Here is a 21,424-nt window from a genome sequence, read left to right as displayed (position 1 = left end):
AGGATGACTATTTTATCTTTACTTTAGACATACCCCAGCCACTTTTTTAGTCGAAAAAACAATGGTGTGTGTCGAAGTCTGTTTTTCATCTCAAATAGGAGATAAAGCGACAATACGCTTTTATTCTTCCATAACGTGTTAATGAGCTGCTCTTGAAAGGACGCCTCGTAATAGAGGTTTTGATCTAAATCTACTTTATGCAGCAGTCTTTTTATTTCCATCCGTTTTTCCTGAGGGCCTAAATTATTTCGCGTATGAAATAGATGATCAAGGCTATTAATCAAGGATTGGAGTAAAACCTGGTCCATGTAATAGTGATTCGCACCATAATTGCACTGGTGCTTTTCCAAAAAAGTAGTCACATGTTCTAATAAAAGCTTCTGCTGTTGCCAAAAATTCGCTTGGTAAGAAGACGAGAGGGAATGTTCCTGATGAATGCAATAGTCGTAAAGAGTCTCTGGCAGTACATGGATGGCAGAACATGTTGCCATATAGTCTAAATTAAATAAAAGATCCTCCCCCATATTTAAGTCTTCATTAAAAGTGATCGTATGCTTCCTAATGTTTTCTAGTCTATACAATTTATTGCAAGGAGAGGGGAGGATGATTTCCTTATATAATAGGCCGATATGCTGCCGAAACTCCTCAAATGTGTAGTTGCCCACTAAAGATGGGATATATCGAGTTTGCCCATAAGGTGAAATTGTTTGATAGCCACAAATGACAAGATCTCCGTTAGCCGCCATGACCAATTTCTCTGTAATGGTTTTATGTATGGTGTCATCCGCATCCACAAATTGCACATATTCCCCTGTAGCTGCACGAAGCCCCCGATTACGGGCAGCGGAAGGACCGGCATTTGGTTGATGGATGACCTGGATATGCTTGTTAACAGCTGCAAAGCTTTCACAGATTTGCCCACTCTTATCTGTAGAGCCATCGTTAACGAGGATGACTTCCAGCTGTTGATACGATTGCTTCAGGATGCTATCAAGGCAGGCCGTTAGTTTTTCCTCCGCATTATATACTGGTACGATAATACTTACTTTATCCTTCATATTCATACACTCCCCCAAGTGCAAGAAATAGTAATGCAATATAGCTCATCACAGATGGCGCAAATAATACATGGCCTGCCAAAAAGGAAATCCCACCACATAAAAGTAGAATCAGAAGAAGATTCCCTTTTGCTGCCATTGAGCTGGAAGGACGCCTTACTGTTTGCCAAATTATCATAAAGATAGGGAGTAGCAATAAAATAGACCCGATATATCCAAAGCTGAAAAATAAATCGAAAAAGTCCATTTCAATTATCTTTGGCTGTTTTTCATAATCCCCTGCATAACCAAGGCCGAATAACTGCCGTGATAGTTCAGCCTCTTGAAAATCTGTTTTTATGGATTCCAAATAAATAGGTCTGGAGCTTAACACATGGACTACTTTTGGATGCATATAAATAGCTGATGTATCTGTATGGATGACCACCGGCTTTGATTGCTCTGCTTGCTGCATGCTGTTTGGTCTCGAATCAGAAGTTGCCGGGGTGAATGGCAGTAAGGTAAAAAATAAAATAATGACTAAAAGATAAGCAGTCACGGTAGGATGCTTCCATACACGCATACGGGTTTTCCAAAGCAGCAGAATGGTATGCCCAAGGACAATTACTAATCCACCCAAGAAGGCTGTTTTTGTCCCAATCATGGGGATCATGCTTATAATTAATAAAAAGGATAGCCATGCCAACAGGTCATTGGTATAGGTAAGTGTGGAGACAATTATTCCAAGTAGAATAAGTACAATGACACTTAGTTCATTAGCTGCAAAAAACCATCCGGAATAGCCAGCATTAGCATCCATATAACTGGAGATACTTGTTTCTGTAAAGATGGCCAGCCAAAAACTAAAACCGATAAGACAACTTGCAATCATTGTTGCTTTTAAAATGAGCGCATTTTGCCATGGTTTTTTCTGAAGCAGATTCAAAATAAAATAGGTCATCACCAGAAAGTAACTTACCTTTAACAAAAAATTTAACTCCGTAAAGAAAACGAAGTGCGGCTTTGAGGTGAAATTAATAACAAACATGATGGCAATAGCGAAAAAAGAGCCAGCATAGGCAGTGAAATAAGCTTTGTTCTTCTTAAAAAAAGTATTTGCTATATAAAAAAATAAGCCAAGCATCAGAATTGCCCGAAACAAAGCACCTATCGACAAAGGTAAGTCCTTCGTCAGCGGTGTAAGCAAATCGAGAATGGGTTGAATAATGATTAAAAAGAATAATAATTTATTTTGCTTTATCGATTGTAAGGTCATAGTAATGCATCACTTTCTTGAATAAAGATTCTATTGCACATGGTTGAGCAAAAACGTTATTTCGTACATTCATAGTAGTTGGAAAGATGAAAACTAGCAGAGACAAGAAAATTTTAACTCTATTTAAGGAAGTGGATTGACCCATTGATTTCCACTGCAGGGGGACGCTTTCACACCTCCGGGTACAAGCGCGACATCTGCTCGTTACCTCACAGTGTCTTCTTTGCCACCGGCATGGCTTCAGCCACTTCCTCCGCTACGCTCCGTCCAGGGTCTTCAGCTCATGCTATTCCGGCAGGAGTCGCCATCTTCCATTCCAATCAATTTAACGAATCGTTGACCCCACCAAATCATCAAAAACAGCATAAAGCTTCCTGAAAAGCTACTCCACCTAGTATGGACAGGAATTCTTGGATTCAACCATCTTCCTTATAAATTCGCTCCTCTTTGGTTATATTAATGTACTAATAAAGCGACCGGAGGACCGATAAAAATGAAGGTGCTACATTTAAATGCTGGAAATGAGACAGGCGGAGGCATGCATCATATACTTGGCCTTATGAAACGATTGGATAAGGAACAATTTATTCTCGGAGTGATGGAAAAAGGCGAGTTGTTTCAGCGAGCGAAAGCGGCAGGAATTAATACTGTACATTTTGGATGCTCCAACAAATTAAGCATTCCTCTTGTACGTAAGTTAAAAGCATTTATGATGGAAGAAGATATTAGCTTCCTGCACACCCATGGACCACGTGCAAATGTGTATGCAAGCATTCTGAAGAAGCTGATTCCTTTTCAATGGGTCATAACTGTCCACAGTAATCCACTTCTCGACTTCATGGGAAAAGGAATTTATGGCAAGCTGCTTTCAAATATAAATATTCGTGCGTTGAAACAGGCAGATAGATTAATTGCCATATCGGATCCGTTCAAATCCTGTCTTGTTAAATCAGGGATTTCAGAAAAGAAGATTACAACCGAATTGAATGGGATTGATTTTAAACAGAAGCATAGTGGACCAATTTATAAAAAAGCGGATTTTGGAATCCCTGAGGACGACTTTCTCATCTTAATGGTGGCGAGACTGGATCCGGTAAAAGGACATGCCATTGCTTTTCAGGCTTTTGCACAGTTGTTAGCAGCATGTAGCACATGCCATCTATTGGTGGTTGGAGATGGGGCCTTATTTGATAAATTAAAAAAAGATGTAGCTGTCCAGGGATTAGAACAAAACATTCACTTTTTTGGACATCGAGATGATATTGACAGTCTTTATAAAATGGCAGACATTACGTTATTAACGTCCCATAGCGAAAGTTTTCCATTGGTATTACTTGAGTCTGCGCGTGTACAGACACCGATTATTGCGACAGATGTGGGCGGTGTAAGTCAGCTTATTACGGATAAATCTGTTGGATGGAAGGTTACTCCTGGCGATGCATCACAGGTGGCATCGGCTTTAAAGGAAGCATTTAATTTTTACAGAAAGGGTATGCTACCTTTAATGGGAGAAAAGTTACATTCTCATGCATCTTCTAAATTTACGTTGGAGAAATTTGCCGAAAACGTTTATAATGTATACTTAGGAATGAAAAATGTTAATTGAGTGTAAATTATAAACAGATTTTTCTAGGAAAATGAGGTGGGCTAAGTGATTAAAATAGTGATTTTAGCCTTTTTAACCACGTTAATATCGTTAATAATAACGCCTATAGTTATAAAATATGCGAAAAAATTAAATGCAACAGATAAGCCAAATTACCGAAAAGTGCATAAAGATCCAATCCCTACGCTGGGCGGACTTGCCATTTTTATGAGCTTTCTCATTGGCCTGGTTATTCTTCAGCCGGTTAGTGAATACCATTTAGCCATTGTTATTGGCGCATTTATAATAATTATTCTTGGGTTTTTTGATGATTTGTTTGATCTATCCCCAAAAGTAAAATTTCTCACCCAAATTGCTGTTGCTTCACTTGTTGTATTCTGGGGCGGCTTACAAGTTGAGTTTATTAACTTGCCATTTGGTGGACAAATTGAGTTTGGATTTTTTAGTTCTGTAATAACCATTATTTGGATTGCAGGGATAACCAATGCGATGAATTTCATTGATGGGCTAGATGGCCTGGCAGCAGGGGTATCATCCATTGCTTTAATGACCATAGCAATAATGGCAATCACAATGGGGAATATTTATGTTGCGACAATGGCTCTTATCTTATTCTTTAGTACCATGGGATTTTTGCGGTATAACTTTAACCCTGCCAAAATATTTATGGGTGATACAGGGGCCATGTTTTTAGGATTTATGATTTCGGTCTTGGCATTACTCGGGTTTAAAAATGTAACCATTATTTCGTTCATTATCCCGATTTTTATATTAGGTGTACCAATATCGGATACGTTAATTGCGATGGTGAGAAGGTATATTAATAAGCAACCATTATCCAGTCCTGACAGCTCTCATCTGCATCATCGGCTGGTGAAGTTTGGACTGACCCATAAACAGACCGTATTATTTATCTACGCATTAAGTGCGATGTTTAGTTTGGCGGCAATTTTATTCTCCATGACCACGGTATGGGGATCCATTCTGATCTTTACCATTGCCATGCTAGCCGTACAGGCACTCATTGAAAATCTTGAGTTAATTAACAGTGAATATAAACCATTGACTAATTTGCTGAAAGGGTTAAAACAAAAACCTTAGATGCTTGGTTATATGGCATAGAGAAAATAAAATAGAAGTAAAAAAGAGCAGCTGCCTTTGTGGGCAGCTGCTCTAGTTATTTTAGTAGGAACTTTGTTCACCTTCCGCATTGTTGGTTGGTTCAGAAGCCATACTGGATGATGAAATATCTAAATGCTGTTGCAATGTTTGTCTTGTTTCATCAAGTGCAACTTCATCCAATTGCCAGTAATAAGTTTTTCCAGGCTGGTAATCATTACCCTCTAAGGTAATGGTTTCAAAGTCCAAATTCTTCCCTTTTGTTCCGTAGGAGATAAAGCTTTTCATTTCACTGAAGGACATATCGGTTTTCATATTGTCACCAACTGCTTCAATGATATCATCATATTTTAGAATGGAATTTAGAGAAACAGCTTTGTTAATAATTGCTTCAATAATAGCTTGTTGTCGTTTTCCACGCTCAATATCATTATCAAGTTTTCTTGTTCTTGCGAGTGCAAGCGCCTCTTCACCATCAAGCTGTTGCTCGCCTTGTAATAGATGTATCGCTCCAGCCTTATCTTTAGAGTTCTGTTCACGAAGCTCGTAAGGTACATCTACTGTCACACCATCAACCGCATCTACAACATCAATAAATGCTTCGAAATTTACTTTCACGTAATAGTCAATTGGGATTTCAAGCAGATTTTCTACCGTTTCAATAGTAGCATTTTCCCCACCGTATGCATGAGCATGATTGATCTTTGTTTTGTAACCTACTTCAGGGATATATACATAGGAATCACGTGGGATACTTACAAGCTTTACACTTTTATCATCTTTATTCAATGTTGCTACCATCAAAGTATCTGTTCTTGAGCTATCTGCATTATTTCTTACATTACTAGCATCAACACCCATGATTAATACAGAAACATTGTCTACCTTTGGATCGACCGCACTTTCCCTCAGATCTGATTTTTCTCTGCTATCCTTATCATAAGCATCCGAAAATACGCTGTCTGCTTTAATATATAGATAGGATGCATAGGAAATTACTCCAAGAAATGCTACAATGACAGGGATAAGAATAAAATAGGCTCTCTTTCTCAGCCTTCTTTTCTTTCTCCTCACAATACGAGAATGTGTATCTTTATTCGACATATTTTTTCTCCTCAATAAGTAAAATAGAAATATCTTTTTGTAAATGGTATTATATTCCTAAATACCACTAGTAAAATTTATGTTAAGTTAAAGTAAAGCTAACCTTAATTTTACTATGAATAGGTGTATTCGTAAATACTATATTTATTACAATTACGTAAGAAGAAGATTACGGAAGCAGGACAAAACGAGAGGTAGCATAGGATATGAGAGATTATGAAACAGTGAAAATAATGGATGTTAATTTTTTGAATTGCAGTAAAAAAGAGTTTCTACATGATTATTTAGTCCCTGATTTGGAGAATAAACGACAAAAAATGATCGTTACTGCTAATCCTGAAATTGTTATGCGTGTACGTGAAGACGAGGACTACAAGCAAATTGTAAACACAGCAGATTATGTAATCCCAGATGGAGCTGGAATTATCATTGCATCAAGAATACTGAAACAACCACTAAAAGAGAGAGTCCCTGGTTATGAATTAATGATGGATATGCTGGAATTCGCGGGTGAACATGGGTATAGCTGTTATTTTCTCGGCGCAAAGGAAGATGTGAATGAAAAAGCTGTGTTGGAAGCAAAGAGAAGATTTCCCAATTTAAAAATTGCAGGTCAACATCATGGCTTTTTTGATATAAAAGATGAGCCGTTTGCGAGCAAGATAGCTGATGCAGAACCGGACATGATATTTGTAGCGCTTGGCTTACCTCGCCAAGAGCAATGGATCTATCGGCATCGAGATAAATTTCCCGAGGGCATATTTATGGGAATTGGCGGTAGTTTTGACGTACTGGCTGGTGAGGTTAAACGAGCACCTCAAGCCTGGATTAACTTGAATTTGGAATGGCTCTACCGGCTATTACAGCAACCGTTTCGATTTAAACGCATTTTAAAAGTATTTGAGTTTATGATAAGAGTGATTTTTAGAAAGTAGTTGGAAGACTAACATCCGCAATAGATGTTGGTCTTTTTTTTATTGCTGAGAAGATGGTAACCAATACTGGAAAAAATAAAAACAAACATCCATGCCCCCTTTTGCTAGCCCTATACGATTATAGTTGTGAAAGGGGGTGAGACACATGGCAGTAGCAGAATTAATGAAATCCTCATTGCAGCTCGTATTTGTTAATGGCACGGACATGGAAACTGGAAAATCACTTTATAAGTCGAAAACCTTTAACAATGTTAAAACAGCGGCAACAGCAGATCAGCTATACGCTATAGCTGAGGCAATATCCGGATTGCAGGAGCTTCCACTTTACATGGTTCATCGTAAAGACAGTACCGATATCCATCAGGGATAGTTGATCCGGCTTAAATAGAATAGAAAGGAGGTCAGGAAATGAAAAGATTAGAACTTAAATTCGATAACTATGATGGCAAGGTCGTAACATATACGATCGATAACCCAAAAGAACCAGTTGATCCAGCTGCTGTTAACGCAGCAATGGATGAGATCATCACACAAAATGCATTCACATCCGGCGGTGGGGATTTAATCGCTAAGAAGAGCGCTCGTCTTGTTGAACAGACAATTGAAGATGTGGAGATTCTGTAAATAGAAGGGCAACCGCTAAATTAAATAAACGTTTGATCAAGAAACAGGACCAGCGGCCAGACCACTGGTCCTGTTTTAATATGAGGGAGTGATGGTTAGGGGGCGCATCCGAGAATGGCGAGAGCGCCGCCGCGACAGGGAAGGCAGCACCCGAGACAACGAGGCGATTTATCGCGACAGAGAGGGCAGCATCCGAGATAGCTAAGCATCATACCGTGACAGAGCTGCGCTCGAGACACAAAATGCTATACCAACTCACCCATGCTGATGTCACGCCAAAAAGGAGGAAACAATCATGGAAAGCTGGATACCTTTCATTACAGATGTTGGTTTTCCCATAGCGGTAACATTTTATCTATTACACCGCATCGAGGGGAAACTCAATTTGCTAATTGAATCGATTCATGCATTACCTGAAAATATGAGAAACCAATAAAGAAGAAACTTCGGCATATGCCGAAGTTTTTTATTGTAAGAACCAATCCCCGTGTTGGTTGAACGGTTTGCAGTTTTTTTGTTTGAAGAGAATACTTGAAGTGGATGCTAAACTTTGGGGAATGTATAAGGATCGATAAAACTTAAGAGTGTGCAATATGACTTCTTAGTTTACTTTCCTGTTCCATTGCACGCAAAGCCAATGTCGCTATTACGTCTTCCTGACGGGTGCTATTTTTGTTTAGTGTATCCAATTGCTCACTGTTCTTGACGATCTGTTTAAAGTTTCGTTCAATCAGCTGCGTATTCTGCTTTACTTGGTCATATTGTTTGTCCATTTTTATATTTAGCTCATCAATTCTATTAGTATTCATGTCTATCTTATTTACAAGTCTCTGGAAATCTTGTTTTGTAGCAAAATTGTCTAAATCATCTTTCGTAGGAAAATTCTTTAGATCATCCTTTGTGGCAAAACGTGTTAAATCCTCTTTCGTAGCAAAATTCTTTAGATCGTCTTTTGTAGCAACAAGCTCAGACATCTCGTTAATTTTTGTCATGATTTGTTCTAACATCAGATTATCATTCATTTTGTTATCGCCTCCTAATTAAATAAATAGCAGTTCATTCGACATAATAAGCGAATTTTTGCTTACCTTTAATATACAAACTTTTCAACGGAAGGGCAATATCTATCTGGGTTGTTAATTCCACTACTGCTAAACCTTAGGCATGTTTCCTATCTCCCAATTTTCATACCAAGATGTAATCTGATTATTTACTTCCAGACCCAGATCAGCTAACGCCTTTTTTAGTCGTTTGTATTGATAATGGACCAGCACACCGTAATCAACTTCAGCGTAAATTTTCATTAATTGAAAAGCCGCTTGCTCCTCTTCCGGATGTTTTTCACAAATCTTCACATACCATTCGATTGCTTTTTCCAGATCATGCTTTTTTTTATAACAAGCTGCGATCTGGTTTGCTGTTTTGGCCCATAATTGACTTAGTCGAAATCTTTCTTGCTCGGCCCATATATAGTCATTTACTTCCAAATAACTGCCCGTGTATTCTTCCATGATTTCTTCATATAGTTCAATGGTGCTAAGCTCCAACTTTGGGGCTGATTCAAGCTTACTTTCCCAACTTCTTATGTCAATTTGTGCTTCTTTTATTTGTAATGTGTATCCTGATTGCACATTTTTAATATTGAGATGTTTACGGTAATGACGTAAGGCCCGTCGAATATGGTAAATTGCCGTATACAATTGGGTATACGCCTTTTCCGGTTCATAATCAGGCCATAGTAATTCAATCAATTCGGCCTTATGTATTGATTTTCCACAATAATGTAATAAATAGAGAAACAATTCCTGGGCTTTGGCTGTTCTCCAGGAGATAACTTCTTTTTCCTCATTACTATATTGAAAAGACAGTTCTCCGCATACAGAGATACTTAGCTTCTTATCATGATTATTTGGATATGAAGCTGCAGAACGATCATATATTTTTGACGTAATTCGGTCTAAGGTCTTTTTTAGTCTATCTTTTTCTACAGGTTTTAAAAGATAATCTAATGCATTTAATTCAAATGCTTGTACTGCATAAGCTTGATAAGCAGTAACGAATACGATGGCCAACTCTGAGTTTATATCTAAAATTTTTTCTGCGAGCTCAAGTCCATTAGTTCCTGGCATTTCTATATCCAAGAATATGATATCCGTTTCATATAGAATATGGGAGTTTTTATTGTAATCGAAATGAATAAATTTATGCACACACGCTTCTTCATATAGCTCTTTTAAGCGACGCTCCAAAAGGTCCATTGCTAATGGTTCGTCATCAATCAGAACGATATTCATAATATCCACTCCTATTCAGCTGTTTGTTATTTTTTACTAGAATTAAATGGTAGATTTGTAGTTGTTTTAGCTGAGGTAGAAATTCGTGTTGTGTTATACCAATAAACAATTTGGTGCTTATAAGTGAAGTATATTCATTCATTACATGATTTGCAATAACCTCAAAAAAATTGTTTATCGCAATTTAAATATCGGTAGCGATAATTAGGTATTTATACCTAATTTTGCATGCTAGGTAGAAATAAGTAAGTAAATTTGTTCAGTAATTGTATAAGTCCTTTCCCTATAATTTGTAATTGATCAAAATTAGCAAAATATCCTTTTAGGGGATGGGAAAGGAGCTTATCGATGCAAAGAAGATTAAGTATGCTATTTATTTGTGTGTTGCTTTTTCAAACAATGATTAGCGGAATTGCACCATCATTAGTGAAGGCAGAAGGAAAGCAACAGAGTATTTTTACTGATAGCATGCTAACAGATGAAGAGGGAAATACAGTCACACTCGAAGAAGTAAAAGCAGGAGCGCCAGTACATATACACATAGGCTGGTCAGTAAAGGACAAAGATATCCAAGCTGACAGCAATGAAACACTTCAACTTCCTGCTGACTTGGAACTGAGCGATTCACAGGAAGGTGAGTTAGGAAAAGATGGCAACGTAATCGGCACCTATAAGGCAATAACAGACGGGGCCCTTACTGTTCAATTTTCTGAAGCCGTGAAAGATTATCCGGACTCGAGCGGTACAATAGTACTAAGTACTGTAAAGTCTAAAGAATCTACAAAAGAGAAGGAGCAAGACGCAAGTGAGGATGCTCCAGAAGGTGAAAAAGAAACGAGTTCATCAGTAACTGGAAAGAAGGAAAATACAACATCTGAGCAAGTAACGGAAGAGGGTAAGGAAACGGAAAAGCAGAATCCGGATAAGCAGGATGAAGCTATGAACACCGAAGAGCCGAATACTAACAGCACGAATGAAACTGCTGATATCGGGTCCTCAGACGAAGAAAAAGATGTAAAAAAAGTAGTCAAGGAAGATACTGAAACTGAAAAAGGTTCTGTTCAATCAACAGCAAAAGAAGCTCATGGCTTTAATTTAGTGTTGGATGCAGTAACTGATTTGGATGGCAATCCGTATACGGAAGATAGTTTGCTAGAACCAAAAGATCAGTTCCAATTAAAGCTCGACTGGAATCTGGAAAATGGCCATACGTATACAGCGGGTGATAAGCAAGTATTTCAATTGCCAAAAGGGATTAAAATTACGGAAGAGATGACAGGTGAATTAAAGGACGCCTCTGGTTTAACTGTTGCTTCCTATAAAATTACTACAGACAAAAAAGTGGAACTGACATTTACGGATTATGTGGAAACCCACAGCAATGTCAAAGGCTGGCTACAAATAATTTCGCAATTAGATGAAGAAAATGTTGACGTGGAAGATGGAGAAGCTATTATTGAACCTATTGGTGAAGAAGGCGAAATCCGCATACCAATTGTTCAAGGTAATACAGAGAAAACAATAGAGAAAAAAGGTACACCTAATAAAGGCTATAATGCAGATGAAATAAATTGGGAAGTCAAGATTAATAAACATAAAACGTCTTTAACTAACGCGAAGATCAAAGACATACTTCCTGAAGGAACCGAATACAAGGAAGGAAGCTTAAAAGTTACGAAGTTGAAAGTGGACCTATACGGGAATGTGTTAGGGGATGCAGAAGAGGTTGACGTAACTGGAGAGACGTTTGTGAATGGAGAGCTATCCATCCCGCTAGGCAATATCAAAGATGCATACCGGGTGGAATATGCTACTACCGTTACGGATGATGAGAAAAAGGAATTTACGAACAATGCGATTCTTTCAGATGACGAGCTGGAAGATATTTCAGCAAAATCAACAGTCACAATTGATCGCGGGGAAGCAATTAAGAAAACAGCAGCTAAAAGCTATAACCCGAAAACAGGGATAATCGAATGGGAAATTGAATTTAATTATAATGAGAAAAATTTAGAAGATGTTACATTAAAGGATGCTTGGACACCAGAGGGAAAAATGGATTTAGTTGAGGACAGTTTGAAGTTCACAGAAGTTACTATTGATGAAAACGGTAAGGCACATCCAACAGACAATGTTGGCTTACCAGAGGGCGCTAAGCTCGTGCCTGGAACAGACCAGTTTGAAGTGACTGGTATTACAACAGATAAATCATATAAAGTAACTTATCAAACAAAAGTGAAAGATCGCGTATTGGATCCTTTTGAAGTTGCAAACACAGCAGGATTTGGTACAGAAACAGATGGATCCACCACAGGCGTTGGTACGTATTATGGATCAAAATCAGCTGGGACAATCGATTATAAAAATAAAACCATCGATTGGAAGATTGAAGTTAACCATGATGAATATCCAATGGAAAAGATTAGCATTAAGGATACATTGGGTGAGGGTCTGACTTTAAAAGAGGATAGTCTTAAGGTTACCGTTGATGGGAAAGTTTATGAGGGTGATTATACCCTTTTAGGAGATAATCCATTCACTATTCAGTTTCCGAATGATTTTACCACAGACAAAAAGATCGTTATTACGTATGAAACGAGCTATGTTGCTGATGAGGTGCCAGAGCAAAAGCCAACAAATACCGCAGCAATTACTTGGACACCTGAAGGCGGTAGTGATTCGATAACGAAAGAGGTTACCGCAGGAACAGAGCTAAACGACAATACGAAAAATAATGATTGGAAGAACGGTTCATATAATCCAGAGACAAAAGAAATTACCTGGACCATTTACACGAATTACCGTGAAAATACAATTGAAAATTTAATTGTTAAAGATGCACCTCAAGGGAACCAGAAGATAGTTGCAGATTCAGTTGTGGTCAAAGAATTAGCAATCGATAAAAAAGGGAATATAACAGAAGGCGATCAACTTACTGACAGTATAAGTGTTGACATAGAAAATAATACATTCCAAGTCACAATTGGCGAAACAAATAAAGCACACAAAATCGAATATAAAACATCACTTGCTGGATTAAGCGATATTCAAAAGGAATATGTTAACAAAGCTGAAGTATTGGATGGAGAAAACAACAAACTATCTGATTTAGACGCGAAAGTGAGCATTGCTAAATCGGATACGTACGGGGAAAAATCCGGTGGACAGGATGGAAAGCAAGTACATTGGTCTGTAAACGTTAATCTTGGACAGCAAAAGATTAATAATCTAAAGCTGGTAGATACCATTTCTGCTAACCAGGAATACTTAACAGACACGATTAAAGTATATGAGGCATCCGTTGATAAAGATGGTAAAGCAAGCAAAGGAGAGGAACTCTCCACAGAGCAATACGAATTAACACACACTCCAGGCGAACTTGATTTTACGATTACATGGAAGAATGAGGTGGAGCGTGCTTTTATTGTAGAGTATTCCACATTATTCTTTGAAAAACATAATGGTGAAGTAACAAATCAATATAGTGTCACAGGAGACAACATCGTTGAAGGCGGCCAAACGGATGGTGGCGGTAAAGTAACAATTAAGCAATTAGCATCAGGCGGCGGCTCAGGTGAAGCAGGCTATTTTGTCATTGATAAAGTTGATACCACTTATGGGAAAGAAGAGACAAGTCTAGAAGGTGCTGAGTTCGACTTAATTGATGCTGATACTGGGAACGTATTGAAAACAGGCACTACAGACGAAAATGGTCAAATTGATTTTGGTCGCTTACTCTTCGGAGAATATGAACTGCATGAACGTGTGGTTCCAGATGGATATGTAACCAAAAACGAAAGACAAACAATTGTAATCGATGAAAAATACGAACAGAATAATGAACAAACGAAAACAACTTACAGAGTTGAAAATTTTGTACCAGTTTATGCAATTGAACTATTGAAAACAGACAATAAAGGCAAAGCATTGCAGGACACAGAGTTTACCTTATACGACGGAGACAAAAAAGAACTTACAAAAGCTACAACTGATCAAGATGGTAAAATTTTATTCGAAGATTTAAAAGAAGCTGGCACGTATTATGTTCAGGAAACAAAAGCACCTAAAGGATTTGTACTCGATTCAACAGAACATAAAGTGGTAATTGGAGATAAAGAGCCAGAACCTGTAAAAGTATCTATTGATAATCAACCACGTGGTGCTGTCATTTTAACGAAAAAAGATTTGGATTCAGGAGCAGCCCTGGAAGGTGTGGAATTCGTACTGCAAAAGCAGGATGATAGAGGTGATTACAAAACAATCGCTACCCTAACGACAAACGATAACGGAAAGATTAGCACATCAAATACACTTGAAGCTGGAAATTATCAGTTTGTTGAAACAAAAGGGTTAGATGGCTACCGTACAAACGGTACACCAATTAAATTCACAGTTAATGTTAATAGTACAAAAGATCAGCAGTTTACAATGAAAAATGAGCGTTATAAAGGTTCTATTAAACTAGTGAAAAAAAATGATGTAACAGATGCAACATTAAAAAATGCTACATTCAAATTGCTGAATGCAAATGGAGAGTTGGTTGAAGAGAACCTAACCACAAATAATCAAGGAGAACTACAGATTAATGACCTTTTCCTTGGTAAGTATCAATTAATTGAAACAAAAGCTCCAGCTGGATATAGACTGGATGAAACACCGATTGATATTGAAATTTCTGAGGATAACCAAGTTATTGAAAAAGTGATGACAAACGAAAAAATCACTAATATAACCGTAGAGAAGAAATGGAACAATTCTTCAGGAGATACTGAATCTGTTACTGTAAAGCTTCTACCAACAGATCAAACAGTGAAGTTAAATGAAGGAAATGATTGGAAAGCAACGTTCAAAGATCTAAGCGTCTATGACGAAGCAGGGGAAGTCATTGATTACCAGGTAGAAGAACTCAAAGTAGATGGCTATAATTCTGCTGTAACAGGTGATCGAGTAAATGGATTTATTGTAACAAACACAGAGACAACAAGTGTGTCAGGAACAAAGACATGGCTTGATGATGAGTCGGCTGATCGTCCGGATGCAATCACAGTTAAATTGTTCGCAAACGGAGAAAAAGTAGCTACAACAGAAGCGAAGGCAGCTAACGATTGGAAGTATTCTTTCAAAGATCTTGATAAATATGATGCAAATGGGGAAGAAATTGCGTATACCATTGAAGAGGTTCCGGTTGAGGGCTATGAAACAACTGTAAATGGTTTTGACCTTGAAAACCTTCGTGTTGGAACTGTTTCAGTCAAAGGTGAAAAAATTTGGCAAGATGAAGACCCAACAGATCGTCCGGATGAAATAACCGTAAATTTAAAGAGAAACATTGATGGAGTTGAAGATAAATCATTCTCTAAAAATAAAACGGTGAAGCCGAACAATCAAGGTAAATGGGTTTACACCTTTACAGATTTAGCAGAATTTGATGAGCATGGAGCAGCATACACGTATACCGTTAAAGAAACAAATGTGCCAGAAAAATATGAGGCGAAAATTGATGGATATGATATTATCAATACTCGTGTTGGTACGACGGAAGTTTCCGGTAAAAAGCGGTGGAAAGATGATAAAATTACCGATAGGCCAGAAACGATTACCATTAATCTTTTACGTAATAATGTTGTTGTAGACACAACGCAAACGACAGCAGATGATGAATGGGTATATCGTTTCCAAGACTTACCGAAGTATGATAACCAAGGTCAATTATATGACTATTCGGTTAAAGAACAAGATGTCAAAGGGTATGATTCAAAAGTGAGTGGCTTTGACATTACGAATACGCGTGCGGAGAAAAAGTCAATTGAAGTAACGAAAGGCTGGCTGGATGATAATTCTAAAGATCGTCCGACATCCATTATTGTCTATTTGAAACAAAATGGAGAGCTTTTCGACACTGTACAATTAAAGGCTGAAGATGATTGGACATATGTGTTCAACGATTTAGAAGCATATGATGAAAATGGGCAAGAATATGCGTATACAGTGAAAGAAAAGGCTCTAGAAGGCTATGAGACAAAAATAGATGGATTTAACATAACTAATCTTCGTGTCGGCAAAACAGAAGTGACAGGAACAAAAACCTGGTTGGATGATAATTCACCAGATCGTCCAGAATCTATTACAGTGAAGTTACTGGCAAATGGAGAAGAAACAGATAAAACAATCACTGTTGATGCTAATTCAGACTGGAAATATGCATTTACAGATCTTGAGAAGTATGACGACCAAGGGAAAGAAATTGCGTATACCGTGGATGAAGAAGCGGTAGAAGGTTATAAAAAGACCATATCCAATAATAACATCACGAACTTACGGGTTGGAAAAACTGCTGTAACTGCTGAAAAGATTTGGAATGAAGTTGATAAAAGATATCGTCCAGATCATGTAACTATAAACCTATTAGCAAATGGCGAAGTTATTGATACCCAAATAGTCACGGCTGACACGGATTGGATGTACACATTTAGTGATCTTGAGAAATATGATGAGCAAGGAAAAGAAATCACCTATACAGTGGAAGAGAACGACGTCCCAGCAGGCTATGATGTAGATATTGATGGCTATAAGATAACAAATACGCAGAAATCTACAGAGGTAATTGGTACAAAAGAATGGATAGAAGTGGATGAGCGTTATCGTCCGGATTCCATCACTGTGCAGCTTTTAGCGAATGGTGAAAAAGAAGCAACCGTTGAGGTCTCTGAGAATACAAATTGGACCTATGCATTTACAAATTTAGCGAAGTACGATAAAGCAGGCGAAGAAATCACCTATACAGTGGAAGAGCTTGATGTGCCAACAGGCTATAAATCAACAGTAGATGGTTTTAACATCACAAACACACAAAAAACGACCGAAGTAACTGGTGAGAAGACATGGGTAGAAGTTGATGAAAGATACCGCCCTGATTCCATTACTGTTCAGCTTTTGGCAAATGGTGAGAAAGAGACAACACTTGAAGTATCAGCAGAAACAGACTGGAAATATACTTTCACTGATTTAGCAAAGTATGATAAAACAGGCGAAAAAATCACCTACACGGTGGAGGAAATAAATGTTCCGACAGGCTATGAGACAGAGGTAGATGGTTACAACATTACGAATACCCAAAAATCAACCGAAGTAGCTGGTGAGAAGACATGGAAGGAAGTAGATGAGAGATACCGTCCAGATACAATTACAGTGAACTTGCTGGCAAATGGTGTTGTAGAACAATCTGCCGAAGTATCCAAAGATACAGACTGGACGTACACATTTACAGACCTGGCCAAGTACGATAAAGAAGGTAACTTAATTACGTACACCATCAAAGAAGACGCTGTTACTGGATATACTTCAACAGTGAGCGGCCATGATGTAACCAATACACAGCAAACGACAGAAGTGTCCGGAATGAAAACGTGGTTAGATGATGAATCAGCAGATCGTCCGGATATAATTACGGTTCAAGTGAAAAATGGAGAAGAAATTGTTCAGTCACAAGAAGTGACTGCTGACAATGATTGGAGTTACACATTTAAAGACTTACCGAAGTACGATAAAGCAGGTAAGGAAATTAATTACTCCATTAATGAAAAAGCGGTTGATGGCTATAAAACGATCATTAACGGTTTCGATATTACAAATCTTCGTGCAAATGTGACAGTGGTAGAAGGAGAAAAAATCTGGAAGAATGATCGTCCTGCAGAGCGACCGGAGGCAATCACAGTTATCTTATATGCTAATGATAAGGAACTGAAGCGCCAGAAGGTTACAAAGGAAATGGATTGGAAGTATACTTTTGCCAGCCTACAGCAATTTGACGATGAAGGTAAAGCAATCGTGTACACGGTAGGTGAAAAACCGGTGGATGGATATGATACCGAAGTAAATGGGTTTACCATTATTAATACATGGAAACCAAATGATCCTATTACACCAAACGATCCAGAGGATACCAATAATCCAGTACAACCGACTATCTCGGGAGGGACAAATAATTCAGGAAATGAACTGCCAAACACAGCTACGAATATTTTCAATATCTTCATGATAGGTGCAGGCTTCCTACTAGCTGGGTTTGCATTGTGGATATACAAAAGAAAGTTTGCAAGAGACTAAAAGTTAAAAAGCGATCGCATACAACTGTAGCTGTATGCGATCGCTTTTTTAGGTTCTATTATAATGTTGGAGTTCTTGCAGAGAAGGGGAATTTCGAATCACTGACAAAAATAATCGTCCGGAGAGCAAGGGAATCCGCCGGAGGATGAAATAATCACCCGGAGAGCAAAAGAATCCGCTGGAGGATGAAATAATCGTCCGGAGAGCAAGGGAACCCGCCGGAGGATGGAATAATCGTCCGAAGAGCTCGGGAATCCTCCGAATGTCGAAGATCAAGCTTACTGACTCGCTGCACAATAAACACCTTTATTTATTCAATGGGATGGTAAATTGAATGCGTGTGCCCTCATTTATCTTTGATTCAATTTGCAATCCTATTCCAAATAGTTTCTTTAGTCGAAGATTTGTATTAGCCATCCCTATTCCCCTAGACTGATTTGAACTTTTTTGAAGAAGTTGATCAACAACCTTTTGTTCCATTCCTACACCATCATCAGCAACAGAAACAATGGCATGATTAGAATGAACCGCTACAGTAATATAAACGCATCCGCCAATAGGGCGTGGTAAGATGCCATGTTGAATTGCATTTTCGACAAGCGGCTGTATTGTTAAAGGAGGTATACGTATGTCTGCGACGTTCTCTACATTCCATTCCACAGCTAAGCGCTCACCAAATCGTTCTGTTTCAATATATACATATGATTTAACTATTTCTAATTCTTCCTGCAGAGAAATAAGTGTGTCAACATTTTTAATATCAAAACTCCTGCGTAAATAATTACCGAATTGGTTTAATAGTTTTGTCATTCTAGTTGTATCCACTTCACTTAGTGATGCAATCGTGTTTAATGTATTAAAAAGAAAATGTGGCCGGATCTGCGCTTGTAATAAAGCCGCCTCCATGCGCAGATGTTCATGAATAGAAACTTTTAGATCAATTAAGGATTTCACTCGAGAAAGTAATTCGACCCCATCTACAGGTTTGGCGATATAATCATTCGCACCTGCATCAAATGCTGTATGAATATCCTCTGTCTGGTTGCGCGCTGTTAGTAATAAGATAGGTAACTCTGACACTGTATACTGTTTTCGTATTTCTCTTGTTAGCTGATATCCGGACATATTTGGCATCATTACATCTGAAATAATTAAATCCCATTGTTTGTCTGTTAGACGGTCTAGAGCCTCTTCGCCATTCCTTGCAGTACCAAGGTGGTAATTTTCATCAAGCAACTTACGTAAGATTTTCAGGTTAACAGGGTCATCATCCACAATTAGCACATTGGAGGTCGCATGTGTAGTCGTTTCCTTTTTACGTGGAGCTTGTAAAACGGATGTATTCGAGTCCACTACCGCAGCTACTTCTTCTTCATTCTCATCCTCATTCATTGGCATACTCTTTGCAAGTGGAAGGGTAAATGTAAAAGAAGATCCTTTTTCTAAGACAGATGTAACTCCAATACTGCCTCCATGCAGTTCAATCAGTTGTTTACTTATGGAAAGACCCAGTCCAATTCCCTCTTCTTTGTAATTTCGTATATCACTGCCTTGTGAGTAAGGGTTGAAGATAGCTGCTTGCTCTTCATCGCTAATGCCAATGCCAGTATCACGGATAGTAATAGTTGCCCACGTTTTTGTAGAGGTAGCTGTAATGGTAATGTTACCTTCTTCCGTATATTTAACGGCATTATGAAGTAAGTTAAAAATAATTTGCGTTATCCTATTTTTATCAGCCAGCACAAGTGGAAAGTCACTTTCTATTTTATTTATAATATCAAGTTTTTTTCCATCCGTCATAAAGGAAACAATGTCGATAACACCTGACGAAACGGAGGATAAATTTGTTGGCTGTTTATTTAGTTCAATATGTTTATCCTTCAGCTTAGACATGTCGAGTAAATCATTCAATGTAAACTTCATTTGTTTTCCAATACGTACTAATAAACTTAGATAACTTTTATTTTCTTCAGATAACTGCTCCGACTTATTATGTAGAATTGATTGGGCAATTGTAATTATTCCATGTAATGGATTTCGTAACTCATGCGAAGTATGTGCTAAGAACTCATCCTTCTTCTTATCAGCTCGAAGTAGTTCCGCTTTCTGTAGCTCATTTAATTGGACAGTTCGATTGTATCTGCTTAATAACAAACCACCAATGGCAACAATTCCAACTAGAAAATCAACAGGATAATATGGAATATCAAATAAATTCAAATTAATAGCAACACCCCATAACACATTAAAGAAGTTTACTATATTTGCTATTAAAATATAAAAAGCATCTATGTTTCCTTTTTTCAATAATTTAATCACAAGAATAGTTATATACGTGTAAGAAACTACATTTAATAACATAATAGTGTAACCCACATAAGGCAGGCCACCTTCAGGAAGAATAATTAAAGCAAGAACAGATAAAGGATATAAAATAAAAAGGCTTCGGAACATAACGCTCTTTAAATGAAATACATGTTTTACAAATTGAAGCATGAAAAACAGAACGCCAGCAAAAGAGAAGTAAAGTAGTTGATATGCCAACGCGCTATCAATTGTAAAAGGTTGAATCAATAGTTTATCTTCATCTACTAAAATACTCAAAGCACCAAAAACAAGAAGAAGGCCAAAGTATAATAATTCTTTCTTGGTGGTTTGTCTGCTAGTAAGGTACAAAGATAATGCATATATACTGTGGAGGATCAAAAGTACAACTATAGAGGTTTGAAGTATTCTTGAAAAATAAATTTGATTGATTATTGTTTTATTCAGGCCAAAATCAATAGAAAAAGGTATACCTCCAGGTTGGAAATTTTCAAAGTTTGCGACCTGAATAAGTAAGTCAACCTCATTAGAAGATGTCGAAACAGTAGCCTTATAGGTGCCAGGCTTTGATTTATAGCTAGCTTCTTCTCTTGATGGTATTCCGGTTTCTAAAATTAAATCATCATGGGCATATACACGGTAGGCAGAGGAAATATCTTTTATTCTAAGTCCGTATAATTCTTGCTCTTCCAGTGCTTTAGGTAAAATAATCTTTAAGTGATAGGTGCCATAATGAATGTTATCTTTATTTTCGGAATTAAGATTCCATGTGCCTGGTACCATCATGGATATTTGTTTTAAATTATTATCGTCTGAAATAAGAGTAGGAGAAAGAAGGCGGTTTGGATAAAAGTCCCATTCTCCATCAAGAGAAACTGTTTCTGAAGGGACCAGATTGATTTCTGATAAATCCAACAAGCCATCAGTAGCATGTACTTCATGACTTGGTTGATAATACATTATCCACATTATGCGAAAACAAGTTAATATGAAAATAA

At 37.7% G+C, this 21,424-nt stretch carries 13 protein-coding genes; 7 read left to right on the top strand and 6 right to left on the bottom strand.

Translation table 11 applies throughout. The annotated features are described in order from the left end of the window. Positions 1 to 23: 23 nt before the first annotated feature. On the bottom strand, positions 24 to 1,058 hold the full coding sequence (locus X953_RS16115) for a glycosyltransferase (RefSeq protein ID WP_198023286.1): 1,035 nt from the start codon (positions 1,056 to 1,058) through the stop codon (positions 24 to 26). Next, the gene (locus X953_RS16110) at positions 1,048 to 2,313 is read right to left on the bottom strand and encodes an O-antigen ligase family protein (RefSeq protein WP_040956487.1); all 1,266 of its coding nucleotides are present in this window, start codon (positions 2,311 to 2,313) and stop codon (positions 1,048 to 1,050) included. The genes X953_RS16115 and X953_RS16110 overlap by 11 nt, the downstream gene beginning before the upstream one ends. Before the next feature lie 493 nt (positions 2,314 to 2,806). On the opposite strand from X953_RS16110, the gene X953_RS16105 reads away from it, so the two are divergent. Both X953_RS16105 and X953_RS16100 read left to right on the top strand, forming a co-directional pair. Next, positions 2,807 to 3,919, top strand: a complete 1,113-nt coding sequence (locus tag X953_RS16105; RefSeq protein WP_040956486.1) for a glycosyltransferase family 4 protein — start codon at positions 2,807 to 2,809, stop codon at positions 3,917 to 3,919. Positions 3,920 to 3,973: 54 nt separating this feature from the next. After that, positions 3,974 to 5,020 carry a glycosyltransferase family 4 protein gene (locus tag X953_RS16100; RefSeq protein ID WP_040957190.1) on the top strand — a complete coding sequence of 349 codons (1,047 nt, stop codon included), beginning with the start codon at positions 3,974 to 3,976 and terminating at the stop codon, positions 5,018 to 5,020. A gap of 81 nt (positions 5,021 to 5,101) precedes the next feature. Here the strand turns inward: X953_RS16100 and X953_RS16095 are convergent, their stop codons facing one another. Next, entirely contained in the window at positions 5,102 to 6,142 is a 1,041-nt protein-coding gene (locus X953_RS16095) for an LCP family protein (RefSeq protein WP_040956485.1), read from the bottom strand. Positions 6,143 to 6,348: 206 nt separating this feature from the next. On the opposite strand from X953_RS16095, the gene X953_RS16090 reads away from it, so the two are divergent. From X953_RS16090 to X953_RS19625, 4 genes are all read left to right on the top strand, one after another. After that, positions 6,349 to 7,077, top strand: a complete 729-nt coding sequence (locus X953_RS16090; protein WP_040956484.1) for a WecB/TagA/CpsF family glycosyltransferase — start codon at positions 6,349 to 6,351, stop codon at positions 7,075 to 7,077. Between the two features lie 145 nt (positions 7,078 to 7,222). Continuing rightward, positions 7,223 to 7,447 carry a DUF1659 domain-containing protein gene (locus X953_RS16085; protein WP_040956483.1) on the top strand — a complete coding sequence of 75 codons (225 nt, stop codon included), beginning with the start codon at positions 7,223 to 7,225 and terminating at the stop codon, positions 7,445 to 7,447. 38 nt (positions 7,448 to 7,485) lie between these two features. Beyond that, positions 7,486 to 7,701 carry a DUF2922 domain-containing protein gene (locus tag X953_RS16080; protein ID WP_019378074.1) on the top strand — a complete coding sequence of 72 codons (216 nt, stop codon included), beginning with the start codon at positions 7,486 to 7,488 and terminating at the stop codon, positions 7,699 to 7,701. 295 nt (positions 7,702 to 7,996) lie between these two features. Next, the gene (locus X953_RS19625) at positions 7,997 to 8,137 is read left to right on the top strand and encodes a YvrJ family protein (RefSeq protein WP_019378075.1); all 141 of its coding nucleotides are present in this window, start codon (positions 7,997 to 7,999) and stop codon (positions 8,135 to 8,137) included. 142 nt (positions 8,138 to 8,279) lie between these two features. Here the strand turns inward: X953_RS19625 and X953_RS19225 are convergent, their stop codons facing one another. Beyond that, positions 8,280 to 8,723, bottom strand: a complete 444-nt coding sequence (locus X953_RS19225) for a hypothetical protein (RefSeq protein WP_052350176.1) — start codon at positions 8,721 to 8,723, stop codon at positions 8,280 to 8,282. Between the two features lie 129 nt (positions 8,724 to 8,852). Beyond that, a complete protein-coding gene (locus X953_RS16070) occupies positions 8,853 to 9,995 on the bottom strand; it encodes a response regulator (protein ID WP_040956482.1) in 1,143 nt (380 codons plus the stop codon). A 348-nt stretch (positions 9,996 to 10,343) separates the two neighbouring features. On the opposite strand from X953_RS16070, the gene X953_RS16065 reads away from it, so the two are divergent. Beyond that, entirely contained in the window at positions 10,344 to 18,101 is a 7,758-nt protein-coding gene (locus tag X953_RS16065; protein WP_040956481.1) for a Cna B-type domain-containing protein, read from the top strand. A gap of 306 nt (positions 18,102 to 18,407) precedes the next feature. Here the strand turns inward: X953_RS16065 and X953_RS16060 are convergent, their stop codons facing one another. After that, positions 18,408 to 21,386, bottom strand: a complete 2,979-nt coding sequence (locus X953_RS16060) for an ATP-binding protein (protein ID WP_198023285.1) — start codon at positions 21,384 to 21,386, stop codon at positions 18,408 to 18,410. Positions 21,387 to 21,424 lie beyond the last annotated feature (38 nt).

Source organism: Virgibacillus sp. SK37 (assembly GCF_000725285.1).
In the GTDB taxonomy this organism is placed as follows: Bacteria; Bacillota; Bacilli; order Bacillales; family Amphibacillaceae; genus Virgibacillus_Q.
This window is presented reverse-complemented; position numbering and strand designations above follow the sequence as displayed.

Excerpts from the sequence above, each read along its gene's own strand:
- X953_RS16060 (WP_198023285.1), bottom strand. The coding sequence starts at position 21,386 with ATGTATTATCAACCAAGTCATGAAGTACATGCTACTGATGGCTTGTTG.
- X953_RS16080 (WP_019378074.1), top strand. The coding sequence starts at position 7,486 with ATGAAAAGATTAGAACTTAAATTCGATAACTATGATGGCAAGGTCGTA.
- X953_RS16065 (WP_040956481.1), top strand. The coding sequence starts at position 10,344 with ATGCAAAGAAGATTAAGTATGCTATTTATTTGTGTGTTGCTTTTTCAA.
- X953_RS16085 (WP_040956483.1), top strand. The coding sequence starts at position 7,223 with ATGGCAGTAGCAGAATTAATGAAATCCTCATTGCAGCTCGTATTTGTT.
- X953_RS16110 (WP_040956487.1), bottom strand. The coding sequence starts at position 2,313 with ATGACCTTACAATCGATAAAGCAAAATAAATTATTATTCTTTTTAATC.
- X953_RS16115 (WP_198023286.1), bottom strand. The coding sequence starts at position 1,058 with ATGAAGGATAAAGTAAGTATTATCGTACCAGTATATAATGCGGAGGAA.
- X953_RS19225 (WP_052350176.1), bottom strand. The coding sequence starts at position 8,723 with ATGAATGATAATCTGATGTTAGAACAAATCATGACAAAAATTAACGAG.
- X953_RS16105 (WP_040956486.1), top strand. The coding sequence starts at position 2,807 with ATGAAGGTGCTACATTTAAATGCTGGAAATGAGACAGGCGGAGGCATG.
- X953_RS16090 (WP_040956484.1), top strand. The coding sequence starts at position 6,349 with ATGAGAGATTATGAAACAGTGAAAATAATGGATGTTAATTTTTTGAAT.
- X953_RS16070 (WP_040956482.1), bottom strand. The coding sequence starts at position 9,995 with ATGAATATCGTTCTGATTGATGACGAACCATTAGCAATGGACCTTTTG.
- X953_RS19625 (WP_019378075.1), top strand. The coding sequence starts at position 7,997 with ATGGAAAGCTGGATACCTTTCATTACAGATGTTGGTTTTCCCATAGCG.
- X953_RS16095 (WP_040956485.1), bottom strand. The coding sequence starts at position 6,142 with ATGTCGAATAAAGATACACATTCTCGTATTGTGAGGAGAAAGAAAAGA.